The sequence below is a fragment of the Aeromonas sp. XH genome, assembly GCF_033348475.1.
GTDB classification, from domain to species: domain Bacteria; phylum Pseudomonadota; class Gammaproteobacteria; order Enterobacterales; family Aeromonadaceae; genus Aeromonas; species Aeromonas sanarellii.
In genome coordinates this window covers 3,452,754-3,471,010 of the sequence record NZ_CP137630.1, presented here as the reverse complement: position 1 = coordinate 3,471,010, position 18,257 = coordinate 3,452,754, and the positions used below count along the sequence as shown (strand labels likewise).

17 protein-coding genes are annotated in these 18,257 nt (G+C 63.4%); 10 read left to right on the top strand and 7 right to left on the bottom strand.

The annotated features are described in order from the left end of the window. Positions 1-57 precede the first annotated feature (57 nt). Together pta and R2B70_RS15905 are read right to left on the bottom strand one after the other, a co-directional pair. Positions 58-2,211, bottom strand: coding sequence for a phosphate acetyltransferase (gene pta / locus R2B70_RS15910; protein ID WP_043758167.1), 2,154 nt, complete (start codon positions 2,209-2,211; stop codon positions 58-60). A gap of 70 nt (positions 2,212-2,281) precedes the next feature. After that, entirely contained in the window at positions 2,282-3,484 is a 1,203-nt protein-coding gene (locus tag R2B70_RS15905) for an acetate kinase (protein ID WP_318161958.1), read from the bottom strand. 301 nt (positions 3,485-3,785) lie between these two features. On the opposite strand from R2B70_RS15905, the gene yfbV reads away from it, so the two are divergent. Then, complete coding sequence (gene yfbV / locus R2B70_RS15900; RefSeq protein WP_042078286.1) at positions 3,786-4,226, top strand: terminus macrodomain insulation protein YfbV; 441 nt, start codon at positions 3,786-3,788, stop codon at positions 4,224-4,226. A gap of 48 nt (positions 4,227-4,274) precedes the next feature. On the opposite strand, the gene R2B70_RS15895 is transcribed toward yfbV, so the two are convergent. The 3 genes from R2B70_RS15895 to R2B70_RS15885 form a co-directional block, all read right to left on the bottom strand. Next, the gene (locus R2B70_RS15895; protein WP_318161957.1) at positions 4,275-4,775 is read right to left on the bottom strand and encodes a YfbU family protein; all 501 of its coding nucleotides are present in this window, start codon (positions 4,773-4,775) and stop codon (positions 4,275-4,277) included. Between the two features lie 197 nt (positions 4,776-4,972). After that, positions 4,973-5,437, bottom strand: coding sequence for a thioredoxin-dependent thiol peroxidase (gene bcp, locus R2B70_RS15890; protein WP_042078289.1), 465 nt, complete (start codon positions 5,435-5,437; stop codon positions 4,973-4,975). Between the two features lie 17 nt (positions 5,438-5,454). Further along, positions 5,455-5,988, bottom strand: a complete 534-nt coding sequence (locus R2B70_RS15885; protein ID WP_042078290.1) for a glycine cleavage system protein R — start codon at positions 5,986-5,988, stop codon at positions 5,455-5,457. 200 nt (positions 5,989-6,188) lie between these two features. Here R2B70_RS15885 and dapA point away from each other — a divergent pair, with 200 nt between their 5' ends. From dapA to R2B70_RS15870, 3 genes are all read left to right on the top strand, one after another. Beyond that, positions 6,189-7,076 carry a 4-hydroxy-tetrahydrodipicolinate synthase gene (gene dapA, locus R2B70_RS15880; protein WP_042078292.1) on the top strand — a complete coding sequence of 296 codons (888 nt, stop codon included), beginning with the start codon at positions 6,189-6,191 and terminating at the stop codon, positions 7,074-7,076. Further along, positions 7,069-8,193 (top strand): outer membrane protein assembly factor BamC, encoded by a 1,125-nt coding sequence (gene bamC / locus R2B70_RS15875; protein ID WP_318161956.1) that lies wholly within the window; start codon positions 7,069-7,071, stop codon positions 8,191-8,193. Before dapA ends, bamC begins: the two co-directional genes overlap by 8 nt. 150 nt (positions 8,194-8,343) lie before the next feature. Then, the gene (locus R2B70_RS15870; RefSeq protein ID WP_042078295.1) at positions 8,344-9,447 is read left to right on the top strand and encodes a phosphoribosylaminoimidazolesuccinocarboxamide synthase; all 1,104 of its coding nucleotides are present in this window, start codon (positions 8,344-8,346) and stop codon (positions 9,445-9,447) included. Between the two features lie 117 nt (positions 9,448-9,564). Here R2B70_RS15870 and R2B70_RS15865 read toward each other — a convergent pair whose 3' ends face one another. Beyond that, on the bottom strand, positions 9,565-10,167 hold the full coding sequence (locus tag R2B70_RS15865; RefSeq protein ID WP_209794617.1) for a short chain dehydrogenase: 603 nt from the start codon (positions 10,165-10,167) through the stop codon (positions 9,565-9,567). A gap of 99 nt (positions 10,168-10,266) precedes the next feature. Here R2B70_RS15865 and R2B70_RS15860 point away from each other — a divergent pair, with 99 nt between their 5' ends. The 4 genes from R2B70_RS15860 to R2B70_RS15845 all read left to right on the top strand — a co-directional run bounded on the left by R2B70_RS15860 (position 10,267) and on the right by R2B70_RS15845 (position 13,207). Then, positions 10,267-11,169 (top strand): LysR family transcriptional regulator, encoded by a 903-nt coding sequence (locus tag R2B70_RS15860; RefSeq protein WP_219142769.1) that lies wholly within the window; start codon positions 10,267-10,269, stop codon positions 11,167-11,169. A 76-nt stretch (positions 11,170-11,245) separates the two neighbouring features. Beyond that, the gene (locus R2B70_RS15855) at positions 11,246-11,878 is read left to right on the top strand and encodes a DUF2057 domain-containing protein (RefSeq protein WP_318161955.1); all 633 of its coding nucleotides are present in this window, start codon (positions 11,246-11,248) and stop codon (positions 11,876-11,878) included. 70 nt (positions 11,879-11,948) lie between these two features. Next, positions 11,949-12,395, top strand: coding sequence for an HIT domain-containing protein (locus tag R2B70_RS15850; protein ID WP_042078340.1), 447 nt, complete (start codon positions 11,949-11,951; stop codon positions 12,393-12,395). Between the two features lie 119 nt (positions 12,396-12,514). Further along, positions 12,515-13,207 carry a DUF3334 family protein gene (locus R2B70_RS15845; protein ID WP_042078301.1) on the top strand — a complete coding sequence of 231 codons (693 nt, stop codon included), beginning with the start codon at positions 12,515-12,517 and terminating at the stop codon, positions 13,205-13,207. A gap of 66 nt (positions 13,208-13,273) precedes the next feature. Here the strand turns inward: R2B70_RS15845 and R2B70_RS15840 are convergent, their stop codons facing one another. After that, a complete protein-coding gene (locus tag R2B70_RS15840; RefSeq protein ID WP_318161954.1) occupies positions 13,274-14,272 on the bottom strand; it encodes a DUF2860 family protein in 999 nt (332 codons plus the stop codon). 202 nt (positions 14,273-14,474) lie between these two features. On the opposite strand from R2B70_RS15840, the gene arcB reads away from it, so the two are divergent. Both arcB and dgt read left to right on the top strand, forming a co-directional pair. Then, positions 14,475-16,787, top strand: a complete 2,313-nt coding sequence (gene arcB, locus R2B70_RS15835; protein ID WP_042078304.1) for an aerobic respiration two-component sensor histidine kinase ArcB — start codon at positions 14,475-14,477, stop codon at positions 16,785-16,787. Between the two features lie 33 nt (positions 16,788-16,820). After that, positions 16,821-18,197: a dGTPase gene (gene dgt, locus R2B70_RS15830; RefSeq protein ID WP_042078306.1), complete on the top strand. Its 1,377-nt coding sequence runs from the start codon at positions 16,821-16,823 to the stop codon at positions 18,195-18,197. Positions 18,198-18,257 lie beyond the last annotated feature (60 nt).

Below are 18,257 nucleotides of genomic sequence, written 5' to 3'. Positions count from 1 at the left end.
AGACATAAAAAAACCCGCCTCTCGGCGGGTTTTTCACGGGACAGGCAGAAAAGGCGATTACTCGGCCTGGGCTGCCTGGATACCGGTCAGGGCGATGGTGTAGACGATGTCGTCCACCAGGGCACCGCGGGAGAGGTCGTTGACCGGCTTGCGCATGCCTTGCAGCATGGGGCCGATGGAGACCAGCTCGGCGGAGCGCTGTACCGCCTTGTAGGTGGTGTTGCCGGTGTTCAGGTCCGGGAACACGAACACGGTGGCCTTGCCCGCTACCGGGGAGTTCGGGGCCTTGGACTTGGCGACGTTCTCCATGATGGCCGCATCGTACTGCAGCGGACCGTCGATGATGAGGTCGGGACGCTTGGCCTTGGCCAGCTCGGTCGCTTCACGCACCTTCTCCACGTCCGCGCCGGCGCCTGAGGTACCGGTGGAGTAGGAGATCATGGCCACGCGCGGCTCGATGCCGAAGGCGGCAGCGGAGTCAGCGGACTGGATGGCGATCTCGGCCAGCTGCTCGGCAGTGGGATCCGGGTTGATGGCGCAGTCACCGTAGACCAGCACCTGATCCGGCAGCAGCATGAAGAAGATGGAGGAGATCAGGGACGAGCCCGGTGCTGTCTTGATGATCTGCATCGGCGGACGGATGGTGTTGGCGGTGGTGTGCACCGCGCCGGAGACCAGGCCGTCGACCTCGTTGCGCTCCAGCATCATGGTGCCCAGCACCACGTTGTCTTCCAGCTGTTCGCGGGCCACTACTTCGGTCATGCCCTTGTTCTTGCGCAGCTCGACCAGACGGGCCACGTAGCGCTCGCGCACGGCCACCGGATCGATGATCTCGACGCGGTCGGTCAGGATCACACCCTGCTGTTCGGCGACGCGGCGGATCTCGTCCGGGTTGCCCAGCAGCACCGGACGGGCGATGCCACGCTCGGCACAGATGGCGGCGGCCTTAATGGTGCGCGGCTCTTCCCCTTCCGGCAGCACGACGCGCTTGTTGGCCTGGCGGGCCAGCTCGGTCAGCTGATAACGGAAGGCCGGCGGGCTCAGGCGACGGGAGCGGGTGGACTTGGCAGAGAGAGACTCGATCCAGTGCTTGTCGATGTGGCCAGCCACGTAGTCTTGCACCAGCTCGATCCGCTCGCGGTCATCTTCCGGGATATCGACGTTGAAGTTCTGCAGGCTGACGGCGGTCTGCCAGGTGTTGGTGCCGGTGATCATGATCGGCAGGCCGGTGGCCATGGCCTGTTGGCACAGGGCCATCACCTGGGGTTCCGGATGATAGTTGCCGGTCAGCAGCAGGGCTCCCAGCTTGACGCCGTTCATGGCGGACAGGCAGGCGGAGACGATGACGTCGGAACGGTCGCCGGAGGTGACCAGCAGGCTGCCCGGACGGAAGTGCTCGATCATGTTGTGGATGGAGCGGGCGCAGAAGGTCACGGTCTGCAGGCGGCGGCTCTCCAGCTCACCCTTGTTGATGATCTTGGCGGCCAGGTGCTTGGCGAGATCCTTGGCGCGGGGGGCGATCAGCTGGGTGTTCCAGGGGATGCAGCCCAGGATGCGCAGCGGGCTCTTGCCGAACACCTGCAACACTTCCAGGTTGTGGCCGGTGTCGGCGCCGTGGTGGTGCGCCTCGAACATCTCGGTCAGGTCGGGACGGGTCACGCCGTGCTCGTCAACCGGGGCACCCACCTTGTTGATGACGCAGCCCACGATGCGCGGGTTGCTGACGCCACCGAAGTTGGAGCAGGCCAGCTCGATGCGCTCTTTGAGCTTCTGGCTGGAGTCGTTGCCCGGATGAGTCACGAACACCATGTCGGCGTCCAGCGCCTTGGCGACGTCGTAGTTCAGCTTGTTGGCAAAGGGTTGCTTGTCGGTCGGCACCAGGCCCTCGATCACCACCACTTCGGCACCGCTGCTCTTCACGTGCTCTTCGAAGCGGGCCACGATCTCTTCCAGCAGGATGTCGGTGTTGCTGGAGGTGATCATGTTCTCGGCGTAGGAGAGGGCGAACGGCTCGGGCGGGTTGATGTTGGCGGCGGCGCGGATCACGGCGGTGGAGCGCTCGGTACCGGTTTCACCCGGACGCGGCTGAGCGACCGGTTTGAAGAAGCTGACATTGACACCGTGACGTTCCATGGCGCGAACGACGCCAAGACTCACGGAAGTTACGCCGACACCAGTGCCGACCGGGATGAGCATAATAGTGCGTGCCACTTATTACCCCTTGTTCATTTTTTGGGATCAGGAAAAGGCCGCCCTGGGGCGGCCTTGCTCTACAGCTAATTTATGCGCCGACCAGTTCCAGCGCGTCGTGGGCGATGACCCACTCTTCGTTGGTCGGGATGACCAGGGCCTTGGTGGAACCAGCCTTGGTGATCTCGCCGCCCTTGCCGAAGCGTGCTTTCAGGTTGGCGTCGTGGTCGACGTCAAAGCCCAGCAGGCCCAGCTTGTTCAGGGTGATCTCACGGATCGGGGCGGAATTCTCGCCGATGCCACCGGTGAAGACCACGGCATCCAGACGACCGTCCATGGCGGCGGCGTAGGCACCGATGTACTTGGCCAGACGGTAGCAGTACACGTCCATGGCGCGCTTGGCTTCTTCCTTGCTGTCGTAGTTGTCTTCAACGAAACGGCAGTCGGAGGTGACTTCGGTCAGACCCTGCAGGCCGGACTCCTTGGTCAGCATGGTGTTGATCTCGGCGACGCTCATGCCCAGCTTGTCGTGCAGGAAGAAGATGATGGCCGGATCGATGTCACCGGAACGGGTCCCCATCACCAGGCCTTCCAGCGGGGTCAGGCCCATGGAGGTGTCGACGGACTGGCCATTCTTGATGGCGCAGACGGAGCCGCCGTTGCCCAGGTGGCAGTTGATGATGTTCAGCTCGGAAACCGGCTTGTTCAGCTGCTTGGCCGCTTCCAGGCTGATGTAGTAGTGGCTGGTGCCGTGGGCGCCGTAGCGACGGATGCCGTTCTCCTTGTAGAGCTTGTACGGCAGGGCGTACAGGAAGGCTTCTTCCGGCATGGTCTGGTGGAAGGCGGTGTCGAACACGGCCACGTTCTTCTCGGCCAGCTCCGGGAAGACCTTCAGGGCGGCACGGATACCGATCAGGTGAGCCGGGTTGTGCAGCGGCGCGTAGGGGATGGCGGCTTCGATGCCGGCGATCACGTCGTCGCAGATCCGCACGGAAGAGGTGAAGCGCTCGCCGCCGTGTACCACGCGGTGACCGATGGCGATCAGGTTCTTGGATAATTCAGGGTTGAGCGGCAGGATCTTGTGGACGATGAAGTCCAGCGCCTCCTGGTGAGCGGCACCGGCACCCAGATCGGCGTTGCCTTTCTCACCGTTCAGCTTCCACTTGATGCGGGCATCGTCGAGGTTGAAGCATTCGGCCAGGCCAGACAGCAGATCATCACCGGTGGTTGCGTCAATGACAGCAAACTTCAGGGACGAGCTGCCACAGTTAAGAACAAGAACCAGCTTACTCATGAATAAATCCTATCGCAGATTGGGTTGGGTTGGAGGATGCGCCGGACGCGGTGCGTCCAAAAACAATCAACTTATCCTTATGAGGGTTGGCAATCTGTTGCTTGCCCCTTGTATAGTGATACAAGACCCGAAACTCAGACGTCCCTGACTGGCCGGCGGCGATGCGCCAGCGTAAAAATGGGCGTACAAAGGATAACCTGATTGTTGAAAAATAACAAAGTCATCCTCAACCTTTGTTATTGCTTCTCAAATATTGTCGAGGTTTTGCCGTTAATGCGTTCGAAAAGAGCTCGGAGGTAGCATGAGCATGAACATTTTTGGAACTAAATTACAGCAAGGCCGTCATTATATGACTCTTTGGCCGCGCCGTCCCGAGCTTAATTCCATGTTCCCGGAAAACCGGGTGATCAGGGCGACCGAGTTCGCCCTCAAGGTGATCCCGGCCCTGGCCGTGCTCAGCGTCATGGTGCAGTTCCAGTTCGGCGAACTGCATTACTGGCCCTCCGTCATGGCATCCGTCCTCTTCCTGCTCAGCCTGCCGCTGCAGGGCTATTACTGGCTCGGCCAGCGCGCCGACACCCGGTTGCCCCCTTCCCTCGCAAACTGGTACCGGGAGATCAACGGCAAGATGAACGAGCAGGGTGGCCAGCGTCAGCTGGTGGCTCGTCCCCGTTACGAGGAGCTGGCCGATACCCTCAACGCCGCCTTCAAGCAGCTGGACAAATCCTTCCTCTACGAGTGACCCTGGTTGCTCATTCGACAAAGGCGCCCCGGGGCGCCTTTTTCATGGTCAGGCCGCCAGCACCTTGCTGATCTCCTGGATGGAGAGCTTGTACTGACGGGGGCACTGGCGCCAGAGCGCCAGCATGCGCTGGTACTTGTCGCGCATGGCGATGTCGCTGGAGAGCTCGTCGCAGGGGCAGGGCAGTTCGGGGAAACGCTTGTCCACCTCCAGCAGGAAGCAGACATAGTCCGCTAGCTCCCGCTCCTGACTGCGGCTGTAGCCGTTGAAGGCCAGACGGCTTTCATTCACCTCGGCCCGGGCGCCGGCGTCCAGATTGCCCCAGGAGATGGCCAGCGCGTGGTGCATCTCCAGGGTGTCTATCACCTCCTGGCAGGTGGCGAGATCCAGGTGGCCGAAGCTCTTCTCCAGCTCGAGGATCTGCAGGCAGTAGCCGCGCTCGACTATGGTGCTGGCCCGCTGGTAAAACGCCGCCTTTTCCGGATTGAGTTTGGCCAGGATCTCGTACTGGTTGCTCAGGATCAGGCGTTCGGTGTGGCTCATGTTCATGGGCTTTCTCACTGGAAAATGAAACTGGGGTCACGTTAACCCATATCCAGGATGAATTTTTTGATCTGGCAGGGGAGGTTGGCGAGAAAATGGAGGGGAGACATGCTGGCAAGCCGTCCTGGATGGCCACCCGATGCCGCGCCGAGACGGGCAGGGCCCGCGATGGCGGGCCCTGCTGCAGCGTCGAGGTGACGGCGTTACCCCTTGACGAGGTCGAGCACCACCTGATGGTGATCGCTGGTCTTGAACTTGTCGAAGCGATGGGCCACCTTGCCCTCCTCGTCGATAAGGAAGCTCAGGCGGTGGATGCCGTCATACTCCTTGCCCATGAACTTCTTCGGGCCCCAGACGCCGAACGCATCGGCCACCGCGTGATCCTCATCGGCCAGCAGGCGGAAGTTGAGGCTGTCGCGCTCCTCGAACTTTTTCAGGCGCTTGGCGCTGTCCGGGCTGATGCCGAGCACCACCACGTTCAGAGCCGCCAGTTCGGCGTTGACATCGCGCAGGCCGCAGGCCTGGGTGGTGCAGCCCGGGGTCATCGCCTTGGGGTAGAAGTAGACTAGCACCTTCTTGCCGCGCAAATCGGCGAGGCGCACCTGGTTGCCATCCTGGTCGGAGAGGGAAAAATCGGGGGCCTGGGTACCAGCTTCTAGTGGTGACATGGGGTCTCCAAACGCCATCAGGCGTACTTGTGATTGACGATGAATTCGAAGGACTCTGCGCCCAGCTCGCGACAGAAGCCGGCGAAGGCGGCCTTGGAGCCACTCTCTTCTCCCTGCTTGGAAAGATTCAACTGGAAGTTTGCCTTGAGCAGGTTGAACGGCTGTTGTTCCAGGGTCATGGTCTGCATGGCCTGGATGTCCCAGCCGTGATCGCTGAAGAACTGGGTACACTGGCTTACGATGCCGGGCTGATCCCGGATCAGCACCTCTGCGCTGGCGCTGATGTCATATTGCAGCGACTGGTGGCGCTCGGTGCGCTTCATCATGGTGATGAGATCCCACTCCTGACTGCGCAGGGGGAGGCTGATTTCAAGCTGCATCAGGCTGTTCCAGTCACCGGACAGCAGCATGATGAAGGTGAATTCGTTGCCGAAAATGCCAAGACGGCTGTCGACAATGTTGCAACCGCAGCCACTGACGTGACGGGTCACCTCATTGACGATGCCAGGCCTGTCCGTGCCGATGGCCGTTACGACCAGGTAGTGAGTCATAAATCGTCTCTCGTCCATTATTGTGAATGCGGTGACAGCGGGCGCCGCTGACGGGCATGGCGCCCTGCTTCGGGCCCTGTCCTGCCCTGGTGCATCCATACGTTTTGTGGCGGATGGTAACACGGCTTGTCCCTTGCCTCCCTTGTTTTTCAAAAGGGGCAGCTTTACCATTACGCCCCTGAAAATCGGGAGAATTATCCATGTTACGCGGTAGTATTGTTGCGCTCGTTACCCCCATGCTGGCCTCGGGTGACATCGATTGGAGCAGTCTGGCTGAGCTGGTCGAGTATCATGTGGATGCCGGCACCAGCGCCATCGTCGCGGTGGGCACCACGGGGGAGTCGGTCACCCTGAGCGAGCAGGAACATATCGCCGTCGTCGAAAAAACGGTGGAATATGCCGCAGGGCGCATCCCGGTCATCGCGGGGTGCGGCTCCAACAACACGGCGCATGCCATCGCCCTCTCCAGGCGTCTCGCCAGCACCGGCGTGGTGGCGGGTCTCTCGGTCACCCCCTATTACAACAAACCCACCCAGGAAGGCCTCTATCGTCACTATTGTGCGATCGCCGAGGCTAGTGGTCTGCCTCAAATTCTCTATAATGTGCCCGGTCGCACCTGCTGTGACCTCAAACCGGAGACGGTGGCCCGTCTGGCCAAGGTGCCCGGCATTATCGGTTTGAAAGAGGCAACCGGCGATCTCGGCCGCACCCCGCTGCTGCGCGAGCTGTGCGGGCCGGATTTTGCGCTTTATAGTGGCGATGACGCCAGCGGATGTGATTTCATGCTGCAAGGGGGTGATGGTGTCATTTCGGTCACCACCAATATTGCGGCGCCCCAGATGGCCGACATGTGTCGTGCTGCGCTGGCCGGAGATGCCGGACGGGCGCATGACATCAACAATCGATTGATGCCGTTGCATCAGACTCTGTTCTGTGAACCGAGTCCCATCCCGGTGAAGTGGGCCTGTGCCCGGCTGGGACTGATGGCGACGGCGACCTTGCGCCTGCCCCTGACCGACCTCACCCCAGAGGGAGAGCAGGCGATGGCGCGAGCACTGACGACTGCGGAGTTGATGGCGAGTGTTTAAAGCAAATGGAAAGGGAAATGCAGGGCGCCTGGTGCTGAGTGTCGCGACGGTTGCCGTGCTGGCAGCCTGCAGCTCACCCCAGGACCGCAAGATGGCCAACCGTGGCTTCGAGTATGAAGAGAGCCGCCTCGAAGGCCGTGCCTTCCTTGTGCCCGCCGGGTTGAGTACCCCCGCCTTTAACAACGGTTTCGACATTCCGGCCCTGCCAGAGAGCAGCCGCGAGGGCGCCATCGGCGCCAAGGTGGATGTGCGTCCGCCCGCCCAGCTGCTGACCGTGGTCCCGGGCAGCCAGGTGGTGGCCAATGCCGAGGAGCCGACCATCGCCTTCTATGCCCTGAGCACCAGCCAGAGCGTGGAGCGCGACACCTGGGCCTTCCTGATGAACTTCCTGGCCGAGCACAAGGTGACCACCGAGAAGCTGGATCAGCAGGCTGGGGTATTGCAGACCGGCTGGTTTGACAACACCGCAGTGCTCGATGGCTGGGCGGAAGAAGACGATGACTTCAAGATCCGTCAGCGTTACCAGTTCGTCTTGAAGAATGATGTGCAGCGCCACGCCACCATGATGTCGGTCCGGGTGCTGGAGCACGAAGAGACCATCGACGGCGAGACCAGCACGGCGCTGACGCCGGCCGATGCCCAGCGCTACGCGACCCGTGCCCTGAACCAGTTCTCCCTCTATTACGACAAGCAGCTCAAGGCCCGCGAGCAGCACAAGTCCAGCGATGGCATGGGGCTGGAACTGGGGCTGGACAACAACGAGCTGAGCGCCTGGATTGCCGAGGGGTCGTTTGACCAGGTCTGGCGCCGCCTCAACCAGGTGCTGCCGGCCTATGGCTTCACCATCAAGGACACCCAGCAGTCCCTGGGCTGGATCGACGTGGAGTACGACGAGCCGGATGCCGAATTCTGGAAGGCCAAGGGGGCCGAGCCGTTCAAGCTGGAGGAAGACCAGTACCGCTTCCAGCTCGGCGAGATGGCGGGAGGCAAGACCTCCATCACCCTGTTTGACAAGGACAAGAAGCCTGTCTCATCCGGCGTCATTTCCCAGATGTACATCAGCCTGTCCGAGGCATTCGCCAAGGGTCTGGCTGACCGAGCTGCAAACACAGAATAGAAACAGGGGCCTCGTGCCCCTGTTTTGTTATGCCCGACCCGCCGCTGCCCCTGTCGGCCCGGCAGCACGGGTGTCTGGCGAGCTGAATCCCCACAGACAGGGGCCTGTGCGCCTGTCCAACTAGTCCCACAACAGGAAGTGTTATTAGCCATGAGTCTTGCAGATCAAGTATTGGCGGTGAACGACGATTTGCCGATCCGTACCGATAAACCTGTCCATTCCGGCAAAGTGCGCAGCGTCTACTGGTTGACCCCGGCAGACAGTGCCCGGCTCATCAGAGAGAAAGGCTATGATGTGCCGGCCGACACGCCGCTCGCCCTCATGGTGATCAGTGATCGCATCTCGGCCTTCGACTGCATCTGGCAAGGGGTGGACGGCCTGAACGGCGTCCCCGGCAAGGGGGCGGCGCTCAACGCCATCTCCAGCCACTGGTTCAAGTTGTTCAAGGAGAAGGGGCTGGCGGACAGCCACATCCTGGACATCCCGCACCCCTTCGTCTGGATAGTGCAAAAAGCCCGTCCCGTGATGATCGAGGCCATCGCCCGTCAATACATCACCGGCTCCATGTGGCGTGCCTACAAGGACGGTGAGCGCGAGTTCTGCGGCATCACCTTGCCGGAAGGGCTGAAGAAGGATCAGAAGCTGCCCGAGATCCTCATCACCCCGTCCACCAAGGGGATCCTCAAGGGGCTGGACGGCGTGCCGGAGGCGGACGACGTCAATGTCTCCCGCGCCGACATCGCGCGCCACCATCAGGCCTTCGGCTTCCGCTCCGCGGCGGACATCGACCGCTACGAGACGCTGCTCAAGGAGGGCTTCAACGTCATCAGCGAGGCGCTGGCCGCGCTGGATCAGGTCTTCGTCGACACCAAGTTCGAGTTCGGTTACGTGACCGACGCCGCCGGCCGCGAGAAGCTCATCTACATGGATGAGGTCGGTACCCCCGACAGCTCCCGCATCTGGGACGGTGCCGCCCTGCGCCGTGGCGAGATCGTCGAGAAGTCCAAAGAGGGCTTCCGCCAGTGGCTGCTGAACCACTTCCCGGATCCGGACATCCTGCTCAACAAGAACCGCATGCCGGAACGTTTCGCCCTGGCCCGGGACAACAAGCTGCCCACCGAGGTGATGATGGACATCTCCCACACCTATGTGGGGATCGCCGAGAAGATCATCGGCCAGCCGCTGGTACGCAGCGCCAACCCGAAGCAGGAGATCATCGAGGTGCTGCGCGAGCAGTACGGCCTGATCGACTGAGGCTGACCGCCTTTTTTGCCGCCCGGGAACAAACGTTTGCCGGCGGTGAAAACCGCAGACCGACAAAGACGCGGGCCCCATGACGGGGCCCGCTTTTTATTGCTCTGTCTGCCGGGCTCAGCCGTTGACCCTGAATACCTGGCCGGTCTGCACCCCCAGCACCGACTTCCTGTAGGCCTGCGCCACCCGGGCGGCGGGTACCGGCACAAAGCCCGGGAAGAAGTCGGCGTACTTGTCCATGGACTCTGCCAGCACGGTGGGGCTCACCACGTTGATGCGAAGTCCTCTGGGCAGCTCGCAGGCGGCCGCCTTCACGAAGTGCTCGATGGCGCCGTTGATGGTGCTGGCGCTCACCCCCCAGTTGATGGGCTCCTCGCTCAGGATGCCGCTGATGAGGGTGATGGAGCCCCGATCGCTCAGGTGGGGGATGGCGGCCCGGGTCAGGTTGATCTGGCCCATCAGCTTGCTCTGGAGCCCCAGCTGCCACTGCTCGTCGCTCATCTCGGTCAGGGCGTTGAAGGCGACGCTGCCGCTGGCGACCACCAGGGCGTCGAAGGGCCCGATCTGGGCGAACAGCGCCTCGATGGAGGCCTTGTCCCGCATGTCGACCCTGGCGTCCCCCCGGCTATGGCCGACCCGGATCACCTGGTGGTCCTGGGCGAGCAGGTCGCTGACGGCGGAACCTATGGTGCCGGAGGCACCCACGATCACGATTTTCATCTTGGTCACTCCTGTTTGGGATATTGATGATTCTAGTCGTCTCCGACAGGAGAAAAAGCGCTTATGATGAACCCATTGTTTCCGTTTTGGAGCTAATGAATGGACATCGCCCATCTGGCCAGTTTCTACGAGGTGGTGCTGCGGGGCAGTTTCTCCGCCGCCGCCGATGCCCTGGGGGTGAGCAAGGGGATGCTGAGCCGCCACGTCGGCGCCCTGGAGTCGTCCCTCAACGCCCAGCTGCTGCAGCGCACGACCCGCCGCCTCAGCCTGACCGAGGCGGGCAAGACCCTCTATCAGCAGGCGGGGGAGATCTTCGCCCTGGCCCGCCAGGCGGAGCAGGACATCCAGGCCCTGACCGAGGAGGACAGCGGCCGGCTGAGGTTCACCTGCCCGGTCAGCACGGGGGACCGCATGGTGAGCGAGCTGATCGCCCGCTTTGCCGAGCTCTGTCCCGGTGTCCAGGTGGAGCTCAACTTCACCAACGCCACGATCGACATGAGCCAGGGGGAGCACGACATCGCCCTGCGGGCCATGAGCCAGATCCCTGACAACCTGGTGGCGCTGCCTCTCGGGCGATTGAAGGACGTGGTGGTGGCCAGCCCAACCCTGCTGGCCCGGGAGGGGAGCCCCGCCACCCCCTATGAGCTGGGGGGGCGCCCCTGCCTGCTGCAGGGCCACAATCCGGCCTGGGAACAGTGGCATTTTCGCAGGGGAGAGGAGGAGGCGCACATCCTGGTGCAGGGCAGGGTGCGGGCCAATCACTACAGCACAGTGCTGCAGCTGGCCCGGGCTGGCATGGGCTTTGCCAAGTGCCCGCTGATGCTGGTGGAGGCCAGCCTGGCCAGGGGAGAGCTGGTGGTCGTGCTGGACGAGTGGCAAACGGGGCTGCATCCGCTGCACGTGCTGCACGCCCAGCAGCGGCGGGTGCCGCGCAAGATCCGGCTGTTCAAGCAGGTGCTGGCCCAGTGGTTCGCCGAGCGGCCCCATTATCTGCTGCGGTGAGTCAGAGTCCCGTTATTTTTCTGTCATCTGGGGTTGCTACCCTGCCCCATCATCGCGAACGCAAGAGAGGCAGGGAATGAAGGGTCATCAGGGTTGGGTCGGAGTCATGTCGTTGTGTGCCGGCTTGTTGTGTGCCGGCTCGGTGCAGGCCGAGGTCAGGGTCGAGGTGCCCCGGGATTTCCAGATCCTGGCGGTGAGCGCCGGCAAGGTGCAGGACGAGCAGCACGCCCTGCTGGCGGACGGGGAGCAGCAACTGCTGGTGCGTTATGAGGGGGTGATCCCGAGCCGCAGCAGCAGCGACAACGATCGCCTGGTTCGCTCCGAGCCCCAGGTGATCCGCTATGAGGCCCGCGGGCAGTCGGTCCGCCTGCAGGCCGCCGTACCCACCGATGAGGCAGGCATGGAGCGTTATGCCAAGGCGCCCACCCTGAGCCTGCTGGCGGGAGGGCAGCCCCTCGAGGTGCGGCAGGAGCCGCTGGTGGTGCAGGGGATGCAGATCGGCATGGACTGGCATGCCAGGCTGGCGGAATACAACCGCGGCGCCGGACAGGCGGTGCCGGCGGCCGGTGCGGTGGCGGCCACGGCTGCGGCGACGCCGGCTCAGGCCCTTCCCGCCAGCGAGCTGGAGGGGCAGTTGCAGCAACTCTTCCTGAAGGCGGACCCCGAACTTCGCAAGCGCTTCATCGGCTGGGCCGTGCCCCGTCTTTAAGTTTGTCCCTGGTTGCAGTAACGTGGGCACTCTCATCTCCCGAGTGCCCAAGTTGACCAGCGAGGCCCCCATGTTCGAATTGCATCCCCGCCTGCAGGCGGATACCCGGATTCTCGGGGATCTGCCCCTGTGCCGCGTCCTGCTTGCCAAAGACAGCCAGTATCCCTGGCTCATCCTGGTGCCCAGGGTCGCCAACCTGCGGGAGATCCACCACCTGCTCCCCGAACAGCAGCAACAGCTGATGCAGGAGTCCTGCGCCGTCGCCACCCTGATGGAGCAGGTGCTGCGCCCGGACAAGATCAACGTGGCGGCGCTCGGCAACCTGGTGCCCCAGCTGCATCTGCATCACGTGGCCCGTTTCAGCTCCGATGCCGCCTGGCCCGGCCCCATCTGGGGAGCCTGTCCCGCCATTCCCCATGAGGCGCAAGCATTGCAAGCGGCGGCCGATAACTGGCGTGCCCGCTTGGCCACCCTGGATGGATTCCAGCCCTGGCTGACTGATAATCCAGTCAAGTGAGAGGTGGCTCGCGCTTTGCGCACAGGGATAGCGCAATCTGTTAGCGTCTCGCGCCCGTGCGTGATGACATGGGCGCTGAGACAGACCCGTCTATTTTTTTCGATCAGCAGGAAGGTTCCATGATAGTGACAAGATCCGAGGATGATGCCGTATTGACCACAGAGGATGTGCTGCTGAGCCTGTGCAATTCGGTGACGAGCGTATTGAGTGCGGCGACCCAGACCCAGGTGCGCTTCTCCGGCATGGTGCAACGGATCAGCAAGACCTGCCTCAAGCCGGACATCGGCTGCTTCGTGCTGTTTGACGGCGGCTTCTCCGGGCTGGTGGTGATCAACTTCTCCGCCGCCGCGGCCATGGAGCTCTACGAGCGCTACATGCTGAGCATGGGGCTCTCCAAGGAGGATCTCGCCATCTCCCACACCTCGGACGAGGTGAGCAACGTCATGGGCGAGCTGATGAACCAGATCGTCGGCAGCTTCACCACCAAGGTGGGGCGCGAGTTGCAGACCCACATCACCCAGAACCAGCCCAAGATGCTGGCCCTGAACAAGCAGGTGATGCTGAGCGTCGATACCAACCTGGACAACCCCGAGACCCGCAGGGTCACCTTCTTCACCGCCAGCAACAACATCTTCTATCTGGAGCTGGCCATGGACAAGACGGAGTTCATCCGGATTCATGATGGCGGCGTGCAGGAGGAGGTGGATCCGGACGAGCTGATCGCCCAGGCCAAGCTGGCAGCCAAGCCGGCCCAGGCCATCGCCCCGGCGAGCAACGAGCACGACGATCTGCTGGACTCCCTCGGCATCTGATGGCGACGGGCACCACGAATGAAGAGGCCACCCCCGGGGTGGCCTCCTTGTTTGCGGGGGACCGCGTTAGAAGTTGTAGAGCAGGCCGGTGCTGAAGCGGCTGGCCTGGCTGTCGTAGAAGTCGATGTCGGAGTCGGCGCTGGAATAGGCCAGGGTGAAGGTGGCGGAGAGCGGCTTGACCCCGAACAGGTTGTGCCAGAAGAAGGTGCCGTTGAGGGCGAACTCGCTGGCGTCGGCATGCCGGCCGAACAGGGGGTTCGCCTCGTCATACTTGCGCTTGCCGGCATAGAGGTTGCTCACGATGGACCACTGGGACGCGCGCCTGGCGTAGGTCAGTTGCAGGCCGGTGTTCTTGAAACTCTCGGCGCTGCCATCGAGGTCGGCCTGTCGGTAGAGGAGCGCGGGCTCCAGCAGCTGGTTGTCGGCGAAATGGAACTGGTAGGAGAGCTCCATGGCGTGGACCTTGCCGTTGCGATCCAGCATGGGGGCATACTGGGTGCCGTGGGTCTGGTCGTATTGCTGGCCGCTGCGCTCCTCGTCGAGCTCCACTTCCCGGCTGGTGAGGCTGCCGTAGAAGTTGCTGCCCCAGATCCTGTCCCAGGCGAACCGCACCCCTTTCGACTCGAGATCGGTGGAGCTGCGATCCACCCCGGTGGCGAAGGGATCGCTCCACAGCTCCACCGGCATGACGTTGAACACCAGGGAAGTGGCGACTATGCCCTTGTCGCCCATCTCCTGGCGCAGGCCGAGCTGCTGGGTGAAGTCGAAGCGCACCGCGTCCTGGATCAGGTTGCCGAGGAACACCTGGGTGCGGGTGTCGGCGAAGGTGTAGCGGATGTCGGCGTTGATGAGCGGGCTCAGGCCGCTCTCGCTGTCGGGGGAGCCGAGATCCTGGATGCGGCTGTCGCTGTCATCGCCGGCGTAGAAGTTGGACTTGTGGCTGCCGACATTGACCCCGCCCAGCAGGAATCCGGACCAGCCGGATTGGCGGGGGATCTCCCCCAGATCGGCGTGGGCGACGTTGGCGACCAGCAGGCCAAGACTCAACAGAACATGATTGCGCATCGGGAGTGCTCCTGACATAACGGATGACATGGGTGGCAGCGGGGTCCGGCCTGGTTGGCTGAACCGGAGCTGACTGACTCATGGCAGGCATGCTACCCCAGCCGGAGTGTGACGTTAATCAATAATTTAAGATGCGGCGGGCAAGAGTTCAGGGCGCCGTACTGGTATTCTGTTTGCGCAATCGAGAGGGGAAAGCAACGAGATGAAGCAGATCAAATCCTGGGCGCAATATTACGTCGACCTGATGACCAAGCTGGGACTGGTGCGCTTCAGCATGTTCCTGGCGACCGCCATCATAGTGCTGGCGGTCTCCATCCAGATGGGGGTGACCCTGTTTCTGCGCGGCACGGTGGACGTTGTCGACCTGGTGCGTTCGGTCTTCTTCGGCCTGCTGGTAACCCCCTGGGCCGTCTACTTCCTCTCCATCGTGGTGGATCAGCTGGAGGACTCCCGTCAGCGGCTGACCCGCATGGTGCGCAAGCTGCAGGACATGCGCGAGCGGGACCTCGAGCTCAACAGCCAGCTGCAGGAGAACATCAGCCGCCTCAACGCCCAGATCGCCGAGACCAACCGGGCCGAGACCCTGCGTCAGCAGGCCATAGAGGATCTGGAGAACGAGGTGTTCCAGCGGGAGAAGGCCCAGCTGCACCTGGGGGAGCGCACCGCCCTGCTGCGCTCCTTCATCGACTGCTCGCCGGATCTGGTCTACTACCGCAACGAGGACGAGCAGTTCTCCGGCTGCAACCGCGCCATGGAGGAGCTGACCGGCAAGGTGGAGGCGGAGCTCATCGGGCTGACGCCGTTCGACGTCTACAAGCACGACATCGCCAGCAAGGTGGTGGAGACCGACAAGCAGGTCTTCGCCAGCAACGAGCCGCTCACCTATGAGCAGTGGCTGGAGTACCCGGATGGCCGCAAGGCCTACTTCGAGCTGCGCAAGGTGCCCTTCTTCGATCGCTTCGGCAAGCGCCTCGGCCTGCTCGGCTTTGGCCGCGACATCACAGAGCGCAAGCAGTACCAGGACAAGCTGGAGAAGGCGAGCCGGGACAAGACCACCTTCATCTCCACCATCAGCCACGAGCTGCGTACCCCCCTCAACGGCATAGTGGGCTTGAGCCGGATGCTGATGGACACGCCCCTCGATGCCAAGCAGCAGCAGCAGCTCAAGACCATCCACCTGAGCGCGGTGACGCTCGGCAACATCTTCAACGACATCATCGATCTCGACAAGCTCGACCGGCGCCGGCTGGAAATCGCGCCGGCCCCCCTGGATCTGCCCGCCTTCCTCGACGAGCTGGAGACGCTGTCGCGCATCCAGGCGGAGCAGAAGGGGCTCTATCTGCACTTCGACCGGGATGGCGACATGCCGCAATTCGTGATGGCGGACGGCACCCGGTTGCGCCAGGTGCTGTGGAACCTGGTGGGCAACGCGGTCAAGTTCACCGACGAGGGGGGGGTGACCATACGCTGCCTCGCCCACGCCGCCGAGGTGCCGGGCAAGCTGGCGCTGCACTTCGAGGTGGAGGACACCGGGGTGGGCATTCCCCGAGCCCAGCAGGAGAAGATCTTCGCCATGTACTACCAGGTGCAGGGCAAGAAGCACGCCACCGGCACCGGCATCGGCCTCGCGGTCTCCCGCCAGCTGGTGCAGGCCATGGGGGGGCAGCTCTATGTGGACAGCGATCCGGGCGAAGGCGCCTGCTTCACCGCCGAGCTGGAGGTGGAGTGCGTCGAGCCCCAGGCCGCGGCCGCGGAGCCGGAGATGCCCTCCCTCGACATCCTGCTGGTGGAGGATGTGGAGCTCAACGTGACCGTGGCCTGCGCCCTGCTGAACAAGCTCGGCCATCAGGTCAAGGTGGCGCGGGACGGCGCCCAGGCGCTGGCCATGGCCAATCCCGATGACTTCGACCTCATCCTGCTCGACATCCAGCTGCCGGATATGACCGGATTCGACGTGGCGGAGCAGCTGCTGGCGCGCTACGGCGACAGCCTGCCCCCCATGGTGGCACTCACCGCCAACGCCACCGGGGATCGTCAGTACTACCGGGATCACGGCATGCAGGACGTGATCAACAAGCCGCTCGGCTCCAGGGCAGTGCGGGAGGTGATAGGCCACCTGTTTGCGGATCTCGCCGACGACGAGGCGGACGAGCAGGACGATGCCCACCACCAGGATGCCCTGCTGGACCTGCCCTTCCTCACCGATTACGCCAGCACGGTCGGAAAACCGGTGCTGATCTCCAGCGTGGATCTGTTCGAGAAGATGATGCCGGACTACATGGCTGTGCTCGACTCCAACATGATTGCCCGGGATCAGGCCGGCGTGGTGGAGGAGGCGCACAAGATAAAAGGGGCGGCGGGCTCCATCGGCCTGCGCCGGCTGCAGCAGACGGCCCAGCTGATCCAGAGCCCGGATCACCCGGCCTGGTGGGAGAACGTGGAAGACTGGATTGAGACGCTGCGCCGGGAATACCCGGGCGACATCGCCCGCCTGCGGCGCTGGTTGCTGTCGTGAGGCGGGCAAAAAAACCGGGCAAGGAGCCACAAGATGTATAGCCGTTTGATTACCCCGGAGCGGATCCACCCCTGGGGCGATGACGACCTGCTGGAGGCGACCGAGCAGGATCGCGCCCGCATCGTGCAGGCGGCACCGGTGCGCCGGCTGCAGCAGAAGACCCAGGTCTTCCCCCTCGACGTGAAGGCCTCGGTGCGCAGCCGCCTCACCCACTCCCTGGAGGTGCAGGAGACCGGCCGCCAGATCAGCCGGCGCATCCTGGCGGCCCTGCCCCCGGGGTCGGTTTGCGAGGGGGCCTTTATCAATCTGGTGGAGATGTCCTGCCTGCTGCACGACGTCGGCAACCCGCCGTTTGGCCACTTCGGGGAGCAGGTGATGAGCCAGTGGCTGGCGCAGGAGCTGGACAGTCTCTTTGCCCGTGCCCACGACCAGTTGCCGAGTGCCCAGTGGGCAACGCTTCGCCAGGATCTGCTGGTGTTTGACGGCAACGCCCAGAGCCTGCGGCTGGTGCACAGCCTGCACGAGCTGAACCTCACCCTGGGCCAGCTGGCGGCCCTGTGCAAATACCCGCAGCAACCCCAACCCGGGCTGCACAGCCCCCAGGGCTATGGCCAGCATCACGGCTGGGCCAGCAAACGCGGCATCTTCTTCAGCGAGCAGCCCCTCTACCGGGCCCTGGGCGAGAGTCTGGGGCTGGCGCCGGGATGCCGCCATCCGCTGGTCTACATCATGGAGGCGGCGGACGACATCTCCTACTGCATCGCCGATCTGGAGGATGCGGTGGACAGGCGCATCCTCACCCAGGGCGAGCTGCTGGCGGCGCTGAGGGCCGCCGATGAGAGCGACTACATGACCACCCTGCTCGATGAGGCCCTCGCCTCTGGCCGCGGCTTCTTCCCCCATTTCCGCCATCGGCTGACCCGGGATCTGGTGGCGCTGGCGGCCCACACCTATGTGAGCGAGCACGACGAGATCCTGAGCGGTGCCTACCCCAGGGCGCTGCTGCACGGCCAGGCCCCGGCGGCCAGGGTGCTGGATGTGCTCAAACAAGTCGCGAAGGCGCAGGTGTTCATGCGCCCCGAGGTGGAGGCGCTGGAGCTGGAGGGCTATGCCGCCCTGCGCGGCGTGCTCTCCACCTATGCCTGCCTGCTGGCCCTGCCCGCCAGCCAGTTCGAGCGGCTGCTGGCCGGCGACGGCGGGAGCGAGCTCTTCTTCGCCCGCCGCCTGTATCACAGGCTCTCCGCCCGCCACCTCAAGGCATACCGGCTGGCGGTGGCGAGCCGGGATCCGCGCTTTCACGAAGGGGCCGAGCAGGAGTGGTACTACCGGGTGCGGCTGCTGCTCGACTATGTGAGCGGCATGACGGATACCTATGCGCTGGAGGAGTTCCGCCTGCTGTCCGGGATATGAGGGGGCCTCGCCCGGACGGCCCCCACCCATATGGGTGGGGGAGAGATTGCGTAAAATTCG

Coding starts and splice junctions, on each gene's coding strand:
- R2B70_RS15905 (WP_318161958.1), bottom strand. CDS start 3,484: ATGAGTAAGCTGGTTCTTGTTCTTAACTGTGGCAGCTCGTCCCTGAAG.
- yfbV (WP_042078286.1), top strand. CDS start 3,786: ATGAGCATGAACATTTTTGGAACTAAATTACAGCAAGGCCGTCATTAT.
- R2B70_RS15895 (WP_318161957.1), bottom strand. CDS start 4,775: ATGAACATGAGCCACACCGAACGCCTGATCCTGAGCAACCAGTACGAG.
- bcp (WP_042078289.1), bottom strand. CDS start 5,437: ATGTCACCACTAGAAGCTGGTACCCAGGCCCCCGATTTTTCCCTCTCC.
- R2B70_RS15885 (WP_042078290.1), bottom strand. CDS start 5,988: ATGACTCACTACCTGGTCGTAACGGCCATCGGCACGGACAGGCCTGGC.
- dapA (WP_042078292.1), top strand. CDS start 6,189: ATGTTACGCGGTAGTATTGTTGCGCTCGTTACCCCCATGCTGGCCTCG.
- R2B70_RS15870 (WP_042078295.1), top strand. CDS start 8,344: ATGAGTCTTGCAGATCAAGTATTGGCGGTGAACGACGATTTGCCGATC.
- R2B70_RS15865 (WP_209794617.1), bottom strand. CDS start 10,167: ATGAAAATCGTGATCGTGGGTGCCTCCGGCACCATAGGTTCCGCCGTC.
- R2B70_RS15860 (WP_219142769.1), top strand. CDS start 10,267: ATGGACATCGCCCATCTGGCCAGTTTCTACGAGGTGGTGCTGCGGGGC.
- R2B70_RS15855 (WP_318161955.1), top strand. CDS start 11,246: ATGAAGGGTCATCAGGGTTGGGTCGGAGTCATGTCGTTGTGTGCCGGC.
- R2B70_RS15850 (WP_042078340.1), top strand. CDS start 11,949: ATGTTCGAATTGCATCCCCGCCTGCAGGCGGATACCCGGATTCTCGGG.
- R2B70_RS15845 (WP_042078301.1), top strand. CDS start 12,515: ATGATAGTGACAAGATCCGAGGATGATGCCGTATTGACCACAGAGGAT.
- R2B70_RS15840 (WP_318161954.1), bottom strand. CDS start 14,272: ATGCGCAATCATGTTCTGTTGAGTCTTGGCCTGCTGGTCGCCAACGTC.
- arcB (WP_042078304.1), top strand. CDS start 14,475: ATGAAGCAGATCAAATCCTGGGCGCAATATTACGTCGACCTGATGACC.
- dgt (WP_042078306.1), top strand. CDS start 16,821: ATGTATAGCCGTTTGATTACCCCGGAGCGGATCCACCCCTGGGGCGAT.